Origin of the sequence: Streptomyces sp. NPDC058279, from assembly GCF_042881255.1 — a bacterium.
GTDB lineage: Bacteria > Actinomycetota > Actinomycetes > Streptomycetales > Streptomycetaceae > Streptomyces.
On the sequence record NZ_JBHVYA010000003.1, the window covers coordinates 243,498 to 257,217 of the forward strand.

Annotated in this window: 12 protein-coding genes; 2 read left to right on the forward strand and 10 right to left on the reverse strand. The window is 72.4% G+C overall.

What is annotated here, in order from left to right; translation table 11 throughout:
* Nucleotides 1–18: 18 nt before the first annotated feature.
* Nucleotides 19–1,290, reverse strand: coding sequence for a glycoside hydrolase family 10 protein (locus tag ACFVXJ_RS08640; protein ID WP_389660626.1), 1,272 nt, complete (start codon nucleotides 1,288–1,290; stop codon nucleotides 19–21).
* A gap of 154 nt (nucleotides 1,291–1,444) precedes the next feature.
* Here ACFVXJ_RS08640 and ACFVXJ_RS08645 point away from each other — a divergent pair, with 154 nt between their 5' ends.
* Nucleotides 1,445–2,338, forward strand: coding sequence for a 3-hydroxybutyryl-CoA dehydrogenase (locus tag ACFVXJ_RS08645; RefSeq protein WP_361314308.1), 894 nt, complete (start codon nucleotides 1,445–1,447; stop codon nucleotides 2,336–2,338).
* Nucleotides 2,339–2,434: 96 nt separating this feature from the next.
* Here ACFVXJ_RS08645 and ACFVXJ_RS08650 read toward each other — a convergent pair whose 3' ends face one another.
* The 9 genes from ACFVXJ_RS08650 to infC form a co-directional block, all read right to left on the reverse strand.
* A complete protein-coding gene (locus ACFVXJ_RS08650) occupies nucleotides 2,435–2,965 on the reverse strand; it encodes an NUDIX hydrolase (protein ID WP_389660628.1) in 531 nt (176 codons plus the stop codon).
* Between the two features lie 52 nt (nucleotides 2,966–3,017).
* A complete protein-coding gene (locus ACFVXJ_RS08655) occupies nucleotides 3,018–4,355 on the reverse strand; it encodes a transcriptional regulator (protein WP_389660630.1) in 1,338 nt (445 codons plus the stop codon).
* A gap of 989 nt (nucleotides 4,356–5,344) precedes the next feature.
* A complete protein-coding gene (gene pheT, locus ACFVXJ_RS08660; RefSeq protein ID WP_389660632.1) occupies nucleotides 5,345–7,873 on the reverse strand; it encodes a phenylalanine--tRNA ligase subunit beta in 2,529 nt (842 codons plus the stop codon).
* Nucleotides 7,873–9,000 carry a phenylalanine--tRNA ligase subunit alpha gene (gene pheS / locus ACFVXJ_RS08665; protein ID WP_389660634.1) on the reverse strand — a complete coding sequence of 376 codons (1,128 nt, stop codon included), beginning with the start codon at nucleotides 8,998–9,000 and terminating at the stop codon, nucleotides 7,873–7,875. The genes pheT and pheS overlap by 1 nt, the downstream gene beginning before the upstream one ends.
* 150 nt (nucleotides 9,001–9,150) lie before the next feature.
* Nucleotides 9,151–10,314: an ATP-binding protein gene (locus ACFVXJ_RS08670; protein WP_389660636.1), complete on the reverse strand. Its 1,164-nt coding sequence runs from the start codon at nucleotides 10,312–10,314 to the stop codon at nucleotides 9,151–9,153.
* Between the two features lie 58 nt (nucleotides 10,315–10,372).
* Nucleotides 10,373–11,233 (reverse strand): RNA methyltransferase, encoded by an 861-nt coding sequence (locus tag ACFVXJ_RS08675; RefSeq protein WP_361314291.1) that lies wholly within the window; start codon nucleotides 11,231–11,233, stop codon nucleotides 10,373–10,375.
* Between the two features lie 187 nt (nucleotides 11,234–11,420).
* Nucleotides 11,421–11,807: a 50S ribosomal protein L20 gene (gene rplT, locus ACFVXJ_RS08680; protein WP_007263143.1), complete on the reverse strand. Its 387-nt coding sequence runs from the start codon at nucleotides 11,805–11,807 to the stop codon at nucleotides 11,421–11,423.
* A 103-nt stretch (nucleotides 11,808–11,910) separates the two neighbouring features.
* Complete coding sequence (gene rpmI / locus ACFVXJ_RS08685; protein WP_030387121.1) at nucleotides 11,911–12,105, reverse strand: 50S ribosomal protein L35; 195 nt, start codon at nucleotides 12,103–12,105, stop codon at nucleotides 11,911–11,913.
* Nucleotides 12,106–12,207: 102 nt separating this feature from the next.
* A complete protein-coding gene (gene infC, locus ACFVXJ_RS08690; protein WP_389660639.1) occupies nucleotides 12,208–12,942 on the reverse strand; it encodes a translation initiation factor IF-3 in 735 nt (244 codons plus the stop codon).
* Between the two features lie 355 nt (nucleotides 12,943–13,297).
* Between infC and ACFVXJ_RS08695 the strand changes: the two genes are divergently transcribed.
* Nucleotides 13,298–13,675 carry a DUF1844 domain-containing protein gene (locus ACFVXJ_RS08695; RefSeq protein ID WP_361314285.1) on the forward strand — a complete coding sequence of 126 codons (378 nt, stop codon included), beginning with the start codon at nucleotides 13,298–13,300 and terminating at the stop codon, nucleotides 13,673–13,675.
* The last annotated feature ends 45 nt before the right edge of the window (nucleotides 13,676–13,720 follow it).

Here is a 13,720-nt window from a genome sequence, read left to right on the forward strand (position 1 = left end):
GCACGGCCGCAGCCGGGGTCAGCGCGGTGGCACCGGCGTCGGATAGTGATCGGCGACCACCCGAGCCATCGCCCCGTTGGGGTCCGCGACCACCTGCTTCGCCGAGAAGTAGACATGGCCGCGGACCTCGGGGTAGTCCTTGGCGAAGCGCACGTGCCGGGACAGTTCCGCGGGGTCCCGCCAGGCTTCGGTCGTACTGTCGGCGTCGCAGCGGTACAGCGCCTCCCCCACGTACAGGCTCACTCCCGTCCCCGCGACCGTGCGGGCCCACCAGGGGACGATCTCGGCGTAGTCGGCGCTCGGGTGTCCGAGCTGCCAGTACGCCTGCGGCACGATGTAGTCGATCCAGCGCTCCTTGACCCATTTGCGGGTGTCCGCGTACAGGTCGTCGTACGTGCCCACCCCCGCACGGGTGCGCGAACCCCGCGGGTCCACGTCGTCGTTGCGCCAGACGGCGAACGGGCTGATGCCGAACCGGGCCGCCGGCCTGATCCGGCGCAGCCGCTCGGACATCTCCCGGACCAGGGTGTCCGTGTTGTCGCGGCGCCAGTCCGCGCGGGATTCGAAGGCGCCGCCATACTCCTCGAACGCCGCGTCGTCGTCGAAGTCCTCGCCCTCGACGGGGTACGGGTAGAAGTAGTCGTCCCAGTGCACCCCGTCCACGGGATAGCGGGCCACTGCGTCGGCCATGGCGTCCTGGACGAATCGCCGCACCTCGGGCAGCCCGGGGTTGTAGTACAGCTTCCCGCCGTACGCGACCACCCATTCCGGGTTCCGACGGGCCGGGTGCGTGTCGGCGAGCCGGTCGGGATCGGTGTGGTTGGCGACCCGGTACGGGTTGAACCAGGCGTGCAGCTCCAGCCCCCGCTCGTGGGCGGCGGCGACCGCCGTACCCAGCGGGTCCCAGCCGGGATCGCGGCCCTGCGTCCCGGTCAGCCACTGCGACCAGGGCTCCAGCGGCGAGGGCCACAGCGCGTCGGCCGCCGGCCGCACCTGGAGGACGACGGCGTTCAACCTGCGTTCCACGGCGGTGTCCAGCAGGCCCAGCAGCTCGGCGCGCTGCCGGTCGGCGGACAGCCCGGTCTTCGAGGGCCAGTCGACGTTCTCCACGGAGGCGATCCACATGCCGCGGAACTCGGCGGGGGCGGCCGGTGCGGCGGGGGCGGCGGGATCACCCGGGCGGCGCTCGACCCCGGTCGCCCGGGCGGCCCGCGCGGGGCCCGCCGTGGCTCCGGCGGCCAGTAGGCCCGCCGCCCCGGCCAGTAGCCTGCGTCGTCCGATGTGCGGCATGTGACGGCTCCGTTCCGTTCTGTGACATCGCTCGAGTCCGCCCAGCATGCCCGCCCCGGGCCGTCACCCGGTGGAAGGTCGGGGGTAACGTCGTGGGGCGTGGCGGGCGCCGGACAGCAGTTACCACTGCCGAGGACGGGGGACCCGCCGACGGATGAGCAGCGAAAGGCACGAAGTGACTGACCTCCCTTCCGACATCACTCGAGTCGGCGTAGTGGGCTGTGGCCAGATGGGCGCGGGTATCGCCGAGGTGTGCGCCCGCAGTGGCCTTGAGGTCAAGGTCGCCGAGACCACGGGCGAGGCCCTGGAGATCGGACGTACCCGGCTGTACAACTCCCTGACCAAGGCCGCCGAACGCGGCAAGATCAGCGAGGAGGAGCGGGACGCCACCCTGGCCCGCCTCACCTTCACCACCGACCTCGGCGAATTCGCCGACCGCGACCTCGTCATCGAGGCCGTCGTCGAGAACGAGCAGGTCAAGACGGAGATCTTCCAGGTCCTGGACCAGGTGATCACCCGCCCGGACGCGATCCTCGCCTCCAACACCTCCTCGATCCCGCTGGTCAAGCTGGCCGTCTCGACCTCGCGGCCCGACCAGGTGATCGGCATCCACTTCTTCAACCCGGCCCCCGTGCAGCAGTTGGTCGAGCTGATCCCCGCGCTGACCACGAGCGACGAGACCGTGAAGCGGGCCGAGGCCCTGGTGCGGGACGTGCTCGGCAAGCACGCGATCCGCGCCCAGGACCGGTCCGGTTTCGTGGTCAACGCGCTGCTCATCCCGTACCTGCTGTCGGCGATCCGGATGTTCGAGTCCGGCATCGCCAGCCGCGAGGACATCGACAACGGCATGGAGCTGGGCTGCGCCCACCCGATGGGCCCGCTGAAGCTGGCGGACCTGATCGGCCTGGACACCGTCGCGTCGGTCGCGGACAGCATGTACGCCGAGTTCAAGGAGCCGCTGTACGCCGCTCCCCCGCTGCTCCAGCGGATGGTCGACGCCGGCCGGCTCGGCCGCAAGACGGGTGCGGGCTTCTACCCGTACGGCTGAACCGGCCGGGACGCACCGACCGGCGCCGGGCCCGGGCAGAGGCAGGGCCCGGGCAGGGCAGGGCAGGGGCGGAGCAGGATAGGGGCGGAGCAGGGCTCAGCCCAGGCGCAGGTGGCGCAGCAGGAGCAGACCGGCCGCCATGTTGGCGGCCGGTATCTCGCCGCGGGCGATCATGTCCGGGATCTGTTTGAGCGGGACCCACGCGCGCCGCGAGGATTCGAAGTCGTCCTCGGGGTGGCCGGTGTAGGTGGCCCCCTCCGCCCAGTAGAGGTGGTGGCGGGCGTCGGTCAGCCCGTTGGACGGTTCGACCGTCATCAGGTGGTGCAGCGGGCCGGGGCGCCAGCCCGATTCCTCCTCCATCTCGCGGGCGGCGGCGACCGCGATGTCCTCGCCGTCCTCCACCACCCCGGCGGGCAGCTCCCAGCCCCAGCTGTCGGTGATGAAACGGTGCCGCCACAGCAGCAGCACCTCGTTGGCGTCGTTGACGGCCGTGGCCGCGGCGACGGGCCGCAGCCGGATCACGAAGTGGTCCAGGTGCCGCCCGTCGGGGAGTTCCACATCCGCGAGGTTCACATCGAACCAGCGGTTCTTGTACACGGTCTGCTCACTCAGGTTCGTCCACTGCACGGTATTGCCACCTTTCTTCGAACGGGTGGCAACATGGCAGCAGTCGGGGGCGTCACAGGGGAACGCGCAGCGCCCCGTCGATGAGCCGGGCGGTCTCCTCCGCGCCCGCGCAGCCGCTGGTCAACAGCTGTTCCCGGACGGTGCGCAAGCGGTCGCGCAGCCGCAGCGACTCCATCCCCTTGGCCCGCTCGGCCATTTCGGCGGCGGACGCCGCCGCCCGGTCCGCCTCCCCTCGGCGCAGCTGGACCTCGCACAACATGGCCAGTCGGTGGACCCGGCCGCGGTCGTGGGCCGGGGTGTCGGCGGCGGCCGCCGCCTGGGCGTGCGCGGCCGCCAGATCGCCCAGGCTGAGCAGCGCCTCCGCCACCTGTACGTTGACCAGCCCGGGCTGTACGTAGCCGGTCTCGGCCGGCTCCGTACCGGGTCGGATGCGCTCGGCGGCCCCCTCCGCACGCCGGATGCAGCCCAACGCGGCGGCCCCGTCCCCGAGTCGGGCGTACGCCTTGGCCTGCATCGCGTAGAGGTCGGCGGCCAGGGCCGGGGTGGTGTGCCGGCCGGCGGCCCGCAGCGCGGCCTCGGCGAAGGCGACGGCCTGCCGGTGGTCGCGCAGGTGCAGCGACTGGTTGACGAGCAGCGCGATCACGTACGCCCCGAGACCCCGGTCGCCGCTGGCCTTCGCGAGCCGCAGTGCCTGGTGGAAGTACCGCTGCGCGAGGCCGTGGGCGTCCGAGTCGTACGCACAGATCCCCGCCACGGCCACCAGGGAGCCGGTCGCCCGGTGCAGTTGCCGCCCGAGGGCGTCGGGGTAACTCCCGCGCAGCAGGGGCGCGGTCTCGCTGCCGAGGAAGCGCACGATGCGGGCGCGGGCGGCGAGGCCGCCGGAGCGGCGGTACATCAGCTCGTAGTGGCAGCGGGCGGCCCGCAGGATCTCGATGTGCTCGGGGCCGACCCGGTGGGGGCCCTCGCGGGACACGTCGCCGTCCTCGGGCGGGTTCTCCCACTCCCACACGGGGATGACGGCGGGCGTTCCCGTCAGCGCCTCCACCGCCGTCGGCCGGGACCGACCCTGTTCGTCGGCCCGCCACAGGGCGGCGGCGCGGTCCACGAAGCCGCTGAGCGGGGTCGGGTGGGGCGCGGACCGCCCCGAGGGGCCGAGCCCCGCGTCGTCCAATGACACGGTGCGCCGCAGCCGGCCGCCGAGCACCTCGCAGATCAGCTCGGGCACGGCGCCGCGCGGTCGCTGCCCCTTCAACCAACGGGAGACGGCGGTGTGTTCGTAGCGCAGCGCGAGTCCGCGGGACCGGCCCGCCTGGTTGACGTGCGCGGCGAGGCCGGCGTGGGACATTCCCGCCTCGGCGAGGAGGGCGTCGAGCAGGGCATTGGGCTGCATGGGGCCCCTCCAACGGCTTGTCCCGCTCAGGCTAGTGGGTGCGGGGTTCACACGGGGTGTGAACCGAGTACGCGCATAAATGCGATACGCACCCTGCCGCGCGGGTGGTCCGGGGCGCTTCACTTAAGGGCCTCGCCAAGAGGCCGCTCGGGTCGTCGGCTCCCCCTCGTACAGTGCGACGACCCGGCACCGCGCCGCCCGTCCTGTTGTCTGCCCGACACTCCACGGCAGGCGGGCGGCGCGCCGCGGTTCCGCCGCAGCCCGGTTGGTCGCCGGGCCCGCCGGAACCGGGGCGACCGCGCACCGGGCCCTCCCACCGGGACCCGGTGCGCTGCCCCGTCCGGGGGTTGCCCCGGCGCCGAGGCGACACCCGACCGGGGCGGCCGGAATTCCTCCCCCCGACCGGCCACACCCGTCCCCTGGGCCGGACCACGCGGCCACACCCGTGCGGGCGTTGCTCCGCGCAGCCAACCCGCCGGGGAACTGGACCGCACAGCCGTACCCGTACCGGCGCTACCCGCAAAGCCATACCCGCCGAGGGCCGGGCCGCGCAGCCGCACCCGTGCGGGGGTTACCCCGCAAAGCCATACCTGCCGAAGGCTGGCCCACTCAGCCGCACCCGTGCGGGGTCGCTCCGCGCAGCCAATCCGCCGGGCCCGAATCACGCAGCCACACCCGTACCGGGGTTGCGCGCCTTCCGTACCGGGAGGGGGACCAGCCAGCCGCACCCGACAGGTCGGTTGCTCCGCGCGGCCCCGGCCTGACCGCGTAGCCGGACCCGGCCGGGACCCCCCCTTCCCGGGCTTCGCCCGGCCCCTCCGCGGGAACGCCGCGGGGCGGAAAACCAGCCTCGCCGGCGCTTGAGGCGCGGGGCACCGGGCGCAGCCCGGGGGCGCTTGCGCGGCGGCGCGGGCGAACACCCCGGCAATGGGTGAGGGGCGCGCCCGGGGTAACCCGGACGCGCCCCTCACCGAAGCCCGCGGCAGCGGTTACGCTCCGCGCAGCACCGCCCCCGTACGCTCGGCGGCCAGCGCCACGGCCGCGTCCCGCGCCGCCGTCGACTCCTCCGCCGTCAGCGTCCGGTCGGCCGCGCGGAAGCGCAGCGCGTACGCCAGCGACTTCTTCCCGGCCCCGACCTGTTCACCGGTGAACACGTCGAACAGCCGCAGCGACTCCAGCAGTTCGCCCGCACCGACGCGCAGCGCGTCCTCCACCGCCGAAGCCGGCACGCCCGCGTCCACGATCAGCGCGACGTCCTGGGTCGCCACCGGGAAGGTGGAGATCCGCGGCGCCCGCACGGCCTCGCCGCCGGCCGCCGCGAGACGGTCCAGGTCGAGTTCCATCGCGCTGGTGCGCGCCGGCAGGCCCATCGCCTTGACCACCCGCGGGTGCAGTTCACCGGCGTGGCCGATGACCGTCTCCACCCCGTCCAGGGTGACGACCAGCTCCGCGCACCGGCCGGGGTGCCAGGGACCGTACTGGCCCTGACGCACCACCAGCTGCGCACCGGCCTCGACGGCCAGCGAGCGCGCCGCCTGGACGGCGTCCGCCCAGTCGGCCGGGCGGCCCTTGCCCCACCAGCCGGCCTGCTCGCGCGCCCCGGCCAGCACGACCGCGGCGTACCGCGGCTGCTCGGGGAGGGCGGCGTTCAGCGTCGCGATCTCCTCGTCCGTGGGCCGCCGGTCGACGGGCAGGCGTACGGCGACGCCCGGCTGCCCGGTGGCCCGGAAGACCGAACCGGTCTCGAAGAGCGCCAGGTCGTGGCTGCCCCGGCTGTCGTTGCGGCGCAGCGCGCCCAGCAGACCCGGCAGCAGCGTCGTGCGCAGCGCCGGCTCCTCGTCGGAGATCGGGTTGACCAGCTTCACGACCTGCCGGGCCGCGTCGTCCGCGGGCAGCTGGAGCTGGTCGAAGACGCCCTCGCCGAGGAACGGGTAGCTGAGCGCCTCGACGTAGCCCGCACCGGCCAGCGCGCGGCCGACCCGGCGGTGCAGCTGCTGCCGGGCGGTCAGGCCGCGGCCGGAGGGCACCTGCGGCAGGGTCGAGGGGAGGTTCCCGTAGCCCTCCAGCCGGATGACCTCTTCGGCGAGGTCGTTGGGCTCGGCGAGGTCGGGGCGCCACGACGGGACGGTGACGACGAGCTCGTCCTGCCCGTACACGTCGCAGCCGATCTCCTGGAGGCGGCGCACCACAGTCTCGCGGCCGTACTCCATGCCCGCCACCCGGTCCGGGTGGTCGGCGCTCATCGCGATGGTGCGCGGGGCGCCCGGCGCGGTGAGTTCGGTGACGCCGGCCTCGGCGGTGCCACCGGCGAGCAGGACGAGCAGGTCGACGGTCCGCTGCGCGGCCGCGGCGGCGGCCTGCGGGTCGACGCCGCGCTCGAAGCGCTTGGACGCCTCGGAGGACAGCTTGAGGCGGCGGGCGGTGCGCGAGATCGACACGGAGTCGAAGTGCGCGGCCTCGATGACGACGTCCGTGGTTCCGGTGACCTGGCCGGTCTCCGGGTCGGTCACGGAGTCGGCGATCTCGGTGTTGGCGCCGCCCATGACACCGGCGAGCCCGATCGGCCCGTTGTTGTCGGTGATCACCAGGTCCTCGGCGTCGAGCGTGCGCTTGACCCCGTCGAGGGTGGTGAACGTCTCGCCCTGCTCGGCCCGGCGGACGCCGATGGCGCCGTCCAGCCGCGAGCGGTCGTACGCGTGCAGCGGCTGGCCGAGCTCCAGCATCACGTAGTTGGTGATGTCGACGGCGAGCGAGATCGGGCGCATGCCCGCCTTCTGCAGGCGGCGGGTGAGCCAGATCGGGGAGCGCGCCTCCGGGTCGAGACCGGTCACCGTACGGGCGGTGAAGCGGTCGCAGCCGGCCGGGTCGTCGATCTTGACGAGGTAGCCGTACGAGTTCGGCGCGGGCACGTCCAGCAGCGCCGGGTCGCGCAGCGGCAGGCCGTAGGCGGTGGCGGCCTCGCGGGCCACACCGCGCATCGACATGCAGTAGCCGCGGTCCGGGGTGATGTCGATGTCGAGGACCTCGTCGACGAGCTGGAGCAGCTCGATCGCGTCGGTGCCGACCTCGTGCTCCGGCGGCAGCACGATGATCCCGTGCGTACCGTCGTCCCCCATGCCCAGCTCCTCGCCGGAGCAGATCATGCCGTGCGAGGTCTTGCCGTACGTCTTGCGCGAGGCGATCGCGAAGTCGCCGGGCAGCACCGCGCCGGGCAGCACCACGACGACCTTGTCGCCGACGGAGAAGTTGCGGGCGCCGCAGACGATCTCCTGCGGCTCGCCGGTGCCGTTGGCCCGGCCGACGTCGACCGTGCAGAAGCGGATGGGCTTGCGGAAGCCCTCCAGCTCCTCGATGGTCAGCACCTGGCCGACGACGAGGGGGCCCTTGAGCCCGGCGCCGAGCTGCTCGACGGTCTCGACCTCCAGGCCGGCGTCGACCAGCTTGGCCGCGACGTCGCGACCGGTTTCACCCGCGGGGAGGTCGACGTACTCCCGCAGCCAAGAAAGCGGGACCCGCATCAGATCTCCATCCCGAACGGCCGGGTGAAACGGACGTCACCCTCGACCATGTCTCGCATGTCTTCGACGTTGTGGCGGAACATCAGCATCCGTTCGATGCCGAACCCGAAGGCGAACCCGCTGTACTTCTCGGGGTCCACACCGCAGGCGACGAGCACCTTGGGGTTGACCATGCCGCAGCCGCCCAGCTCGATCCAGCCCTCGCTGGAGCAGGTACGGCACGGGCGGTCGGGGTTGCCCACCGACTCGCCGCGGCACACGTAGCACTGCATGTCCATCTCGGCGGACGGCTCGGTGAACGGGAAGAAGTGCGGGCGCAGCCGCGTGGTGGTGCCCTCGCCGAACAGCTCCTGGACCATGTGGTCCATGGTGCCCTTGAGGTCCGCCATGGTCAGGCCCTCGTCCACGGCGAGCAGCTCGACCTGGTGGAAGACCGGGGTGTGCGTCGCGTCGAGCTCGTCGGTGCGGTAGACCCGGCCCGGGCAGACGATGTAGACGGGCGGCTTGCGCTCCAGCAGCGAGCGCGCCTGCACCGGGGAGGTGTGGGTGCGCAGCACGACGCCGGATTCGTCGCCCTCGGTGCCTTCCGGCCCCCGGACGAAGAAGGTGTCCTGCATCTGGCGTGCCGGGTGGTCGGGCGTGAAGTTGAGGGCGTCGAAGTTGAACCACTCCGCCTCGACCTCGGGGCCTTCCGCGACCTCGTACCCCATGGCCACGAAGATGTCCGCGATGCGGTCCATCAGGGTGGTCAGGGGGTGGCGGGCGCCGGCCGGGACGCGGTCGTGGGGCAGCGTGACGTCCACGGCCTCCTCGACCAGCACCCGCTCGTCGCGCTCGGCTTCGAGCTCGACGGTGCGGGCCCCGAAGGCCTTGTTCACGGCGCCGCGGGCCTGGCCGACGCGCTTGCCGGCCTCGGCCTTGGCCTGGGGCGGCAGGGCGCCGATCTCGCGGTTGGCGAGCGCCAGGGGCGAGCGGTCGCCCATGTGCGCGGTCTTCGCCTCACGGAGCTCGTCGAGGTCGCCGGCGGCCGCGAAGGCGGCGAGCGCCTCGTCCCGCATGCGCTCGATCTCTTCCGGTTTCAGTGCCTCGACCTCGACAGGGTCGTACGACTTGTTCGGTGCCGACATCTCTTCCCGTACTTCCGATGGCTGGCTGGTGGTCCCCGTACGACTCGATCGGACCGATCGAAGCAGAGACACAAAGGTGCCAAAGCACGAGTCTAAAGGTCGCCGGGGGTGGAGGAGCCCGTGGGCCGCCTGGCGAGACGCTCCGCGGGGTTACTGCGTGAGGTAGGCCGGGGCGGCGACGGGCAGGATGAATCGGAACTCGGCGCCGCCGCCGGGGCCGCGGCCGACCGTGATGGTGCCGCCGTGGGCCTCGACGATGCCCTTGACGATGTAGAGGCCGAGGCCGGTGCCACCGCGTTTGCTGCCCCGCCAGAAGCGGGTGAACACGCGGCCCATCGACTCCTCCGGGATACCGGGGCCCTCGTCGGTCACGGTGACGGCGGTTCCCTTCTCGGTCTTCCCCGCTGCGTTCGCGAAGGTGGTCGGCGACACGTCGATGGTGACGGTTCCCTCACCGTGCCGCACCGCATTTTCCAGCAGGTTGCCCAGGATCTGATCGATCTTGTCCGGGTCGGCCCACAGGTCGGGGAGCGGCCGGCTGACCCGTACGAGGAACCGTTCGGGGGCCTGCCCGTTCGCGGTCAGCGCCTGGACGTGCCGGCCGACGGCGGTGGCGATGTCCACCGGCTGCCGGCGCACCTCCAGCCGACCGGAGTCGATGCGGGAGATGTCCAGCAGTTCGGTGATGAGCCGGGTGACGCGGTTGGCGTCCGCGTCGACGGTCTCCAGCATCAGCCGCTTCTGATCGTCGGTAAACCGGTTCCACTTGGCGAGCAGGGTCGCGGTGAAGCCCTTGACGGAGGTCAGCGGGGAACGCAGCTCGTGCGCGACGGTGGCGATCAGCTCGGCGTGGCTGCGCTCGGTGCGCCGTCGTGCCTCGGTGCCGCGCAGGGTGATCACGAGGCGGCGCAGCGGGCCGGTGGGGTGGGTGCGCACGTAGCGGGCGGAGACCAGGACCTCCCGGCCGCCCGGCAGCAGCAGGTTCCGCTCGGGCTGTCCGCGTCGGGTGGCCAGGCCGCCGTACGGGTCGGTCAGCGTCCACCAGCGGCGGCCTTCGAGGTCTTCCAGTGGCAGCGCCCGGTCGATCCGGGCGCCGAGCGCCTCGCCGGGCGCGAGGGCGGTGATCCGGGCGGCGGCGGAGTTGAAGCAGATGACCCGGCCGGTGTGGTCGGCGACGACCAGCCCGTCGGGGAGGTCGTCCGCGTCTATGCCGAGGGCCCCGAGATCGGCCGGGGCGGCCGCCGCGGGGACGGTGGGGCGCGGCGGCCCGGCCGCTCCGGTGGCCGCCGCCGAGCTGTTCGTACCGACGCTCATGTCCCCGTCTACCCCACATCTCCGAGTGCCGCGGTGGGCCCCCCGGGCCGCCACATTACTAGCTGGGGGTCACGGAGCGGCACCCTCCGGACGCCCGCTGTGCACGCGCGGACGCGTAGAGGCACACCGCGGCGGCCGTGGCGAGGTTCAGGCTCTCCGCCTTGCCGTGGATCGGGACGCGGACGACGGCGTCGGCGAGCGCCCGGGTCTCCTCGGGCAGGCCCCAGGCCTCGTTGCCGAAGACCCAGGCGGTGGGGCCGCCCATGGTGCCCGCGTCCAGCTCGGCGTCCAGGTCGTCGGTGCCGGCCCCGTCGGCGGCGAGGATGCGTACGCCGGCGGCCCGCAGCCCTTGCACGGCCTGTTCCACCGGCACCCCGACCGCGACGGGCAGGTGGAAGAGGGAGCCCACCGAGGCCCGTACGGACTTCGGGTTGTAGAGGTCCACGGAGGCGTCGGTCAGCACCACCGCGTCCGCGCCGGCGGCGTCCGCGCAGCGCAGCACCGTACCGGCGTTGCCGGGGTCCCGTACGTGCGCGAGGACGGCGACCAACTTGGGGCCGGCCTTCAGGATGTCCTCGAACGGCGAGTCGAGGAACCGGCAGACGCCGACGAGACCCTGCGGGGTGACGGTCTGCGAGACCTCGGCGAGCACCTCGTCGCAGGCGTAGTGCACCCGCGCCCCGGCCAGCAGCGCGGCCTCGACGATATCGGCGTACCGCTCGGCGGCCTCGACGGTGGCGAACAGCTCGATCAGGGTCGAGGCGCCGTCGGGGCCGCGGTGCTCGACGGCCTCGCGGACCGCCTGCGGGCCCTCGGCGATGAACCGGCGCTCCTTGGTGCGGAAGTTGCGCCGCGCCAGGCGCCTGGCGGCGGCCACCCGCGGGGATCGGGGGGAGATCAGCTCGGCGGGGGTGCCCATGGCGTCAGCGGTTCTTTCTCGGGTGTCCTGGGGCCGGCTCCGGCGGGGCCTGACGGCCGCGGGGCCTGGCCGGTCGGAGACGGGCGGGGTCGCGGGGCCCCGGCGGGCGGGGCGAAAGCACACGGACCCGCAGGCGAGTCGCCTGCGGGTCCGTGGGTGCCGACTGCGTTACGCGGCCGGCCAGTCCTTAGGCAGCGGCCTTCGGGGCGTTGACGTCGGCCGGGAGGGCCTTCTGCGCGACCTCGACGAGCGCGGCGAACGCGTTGGCGTCGTTGACGGCCAGCTCCGCGAGGATCTTGCGGTCCACCTCGATGTTGGCGGCCTTGAGACCCTGGATGAGGCGGTTGTACGTCATGCCGTTCTGGCGGGCAGCGGCGTTGATGCGCTGGATCCACAGCTGACGGAAGTCGCCCTTGCGCTTCTTGCGGTCGTTGAAGTTGTAGACCAGCGAGTGGGTGACCTGCTCCTTGGCCTTGCGGTACAGGCGCGAACGCTGACCGCGGTAGCCGGAGGCCGCCTCGAGGATCGCCCGGCGCTTCTTGTGGGCGTTTACTGCCCGCTTGACGCGTGCCACTTTTTAACTCCTTGTAGCGGGGCCGTGGGTGTCTTCACACGGCCCGAATTCAGATGGGGTCCCGGTCTCGACGTCCCGCTCCCGGCGAGGGGAGCGGAGGACGTCACTTGCCGAGAAGCTTCTTGATCTTCGCGGCGTCGCCGGGGGCCATCTCCGCGGTGCCGGTCAGGCGGCGGGTGACACGGGACGACTTGTGCTCGAGCAGGTGGCGCTTGCCGGCGCGCTCACGGAGCACCTTGCCGGAGCCGGTGATCTTGAAGCGCTTCTTGGAACCGCTGTGCGTCTTGTTCTTCGGCATAGCGCCGTTATCTCCTCGTCGGTGGCGCTCCCGCCGGTCCTGGGGACCGGCTGCCGGGAGCGTCATGTTGTGTCGGTGATTCCGAGACGGGCTGCCTCGGGATCAGGCGTCGGCAGATGCCTCGTGAGAGGTGTCCGCCTCGTCGGAGGCGGCCTCGGCGGAGACCTCTGCCTCGTTCGCGTCGGCCTCGACGGCGGTGGCGGCCTCCTCGGAAGCCTCCTCCTCGCCGGCGGGGGCGACACCCTGGCGCTCGGCCTTGCGGGCGGCCTGCGCCTCGCGGGCTTCGGCCATTGCCTCGGTCTTCTTCTTGTGCGGACCGAGAACCATGATCATGTTTCGGCCGTCCTGCTTCGGGTTCGACTCGATGAACCCGAGGTCCTCGACGTCCGAGGCGAGGCGCTGCAGCAGTCGGTAGCCGAGTTCCGGCCGGGACTGCTCGCGACCACGGAACATGATCGTGATCTTGACCTTGTCGCCCTGCTTGAGGAACCGAACGACGTGACCCTTCTTGGTGTCATAGTCGTGCGGGTCGATCTTCGGCCGGAGCTTCATTTCCTTGATGACCGTGTGCGCCTGGTTCTTGCGCGCCTCACGGGCCTTCATGGCCGACTCGTACTTGAACTTGCCGTAGTCCATGAGCTTGCAGACCGGCGGGCGTGCGGACGCCGCGACCTCGACCAGGTCGAGGTCGTACTCCTGCGCGAGCTCAAGCGCCTTGGCAAGCGGCACGATGCCGACCTGCTCGCCGCTGGGACCGACGAGTCGTACCTCGGGAACGCGAATCCGGTCGTTGATGCGGGGCTCGGTGCTGATGGATCCTCCTCGGTAGCACCACACGGCTGCCTGGCAGACAGCCGTTGACGTTGGTGTCGTCAGACCGGCCTCGGCGGGATATGAAAAAAGCCCCGCCGGGACACAGGCAGGGGCTCCAAAACAACCGGAGCACCGTCGCGTGCGAACCGCGGGGCGCAAACTCGGGCGGCTTTCCATCGTCCGTACGGAACGATGGATACCGCCTGACCGGTGACCCGCCGCCCCGGAAGGCGGTCAGGTGGGAGAATCGGAGCCTCCACTTGTGGGCCGGGGACACAGGTCTCCGGCCGGTCGTAGCCCAATATAGCATTCCGCGCCAGAGCCGCTCACCCGGAGCGGGCGGTCCGGGGCGGGCGCGACCCGGCTTATCGTGTGAAGCATGACTGACGCGACCCCCACCCCCGCCACCGAGGCCGAGACGGCCCCCGACTACGACGCCATGACCCGCGACATCGCGGACGTGCCCGCCGTCGAGGTGATCACCACGGTGGCCGTGCACCTGCTGAGCGCCGCGGCGGTCAACCTGGGCCTGGACAAGCCCGACTCCGAGCACAAGGACCTCGACGAGGCCCGCAAGCTGATCACCGCCCTCGCCGGTCTGGTCACCGCGAGCGCCACCGAGATCAGTTCCTTCCACGCGGCCCCGCTGCGCGACGGCCTCAAGTCGCTCCAGCTCGCCTTCCGCGAGGCGTCGATCGTCCCGGACGAGCCGGGCCAGGGCCCTGGCGAGAAGTTCACGGGCCCCGTGTACGCGTAACACCGCACGCCCCGACGCCCGAAGGGCCGGCAGCGCCGCACGGCG

Bases quoted from the DNA above. Each gene is read 5' to 3' on its own strand.
- ACFVXJ_RS08640 (WP_389660626.1), bottom strand. From the start codon at position 1,290: ATGCCGCACATCGGACGACGCAGGCTACTGGCCGGGGCGGCGGGCCTA.
- ACFVXJ_RS08645 (WP_361314308.1), top strand. From the start codon at position 1,445: ATGAGCAGCGAAAGGCACGAAGTGACTGACCTCCCTTCCGACATCACT.
- ACFVXJ_RS08655 (WP_389660630.1), bottom strand. From the start codon at position 4,355: ATGCAGCCCAATGCCCTGCTCGACGCCCTCCTCGCCGAGGCGGGAATG.
- pheT (WP_389660632.1), bottom strand. From the start codon at position 7,873: ATGCGGGTCCCGCTTTCTTGGCTGCGGGAGTACGTCGACCTCCCCGCG.
- pheS (WP_389660634.1), bottom strand. From the start codon at position 9,000: ATGTCGGCACCGAACAAGTCGTACGACCCTGTCGAGGTCGAGGCACTG.
- ACFVXJ_RS08670 (WP_389660636.1), bottom strand. From the start codon at position 10,314: ATGAGCGTCGGTACGAACAGCTCGGCGGCGGCCACCGGAGCGGCCGGG.
- ACFVXJ_RS08675 (WP_361314291.1), bottom strand. From the start codon at position 11,233: ATGGGCACCCCCGCCGAGCTGATCTCCCCCCGATCCCCGCGGGTGGCC.
- rpmI (WP_030387121.1), bottom strand. From the start codon at position 12,105: ATGCCGAAGAACAAGACGCACAGCGGTTCCAAGAAGCGCTTCAAGATC.
- ACFVXJ_RS08695 (WP_361314285.1), top strand. From the start codon at position 13,298: ATGACTGACGCGACCCCCACCCCCGCCACCGAGGCCGAGACGGCCCCC.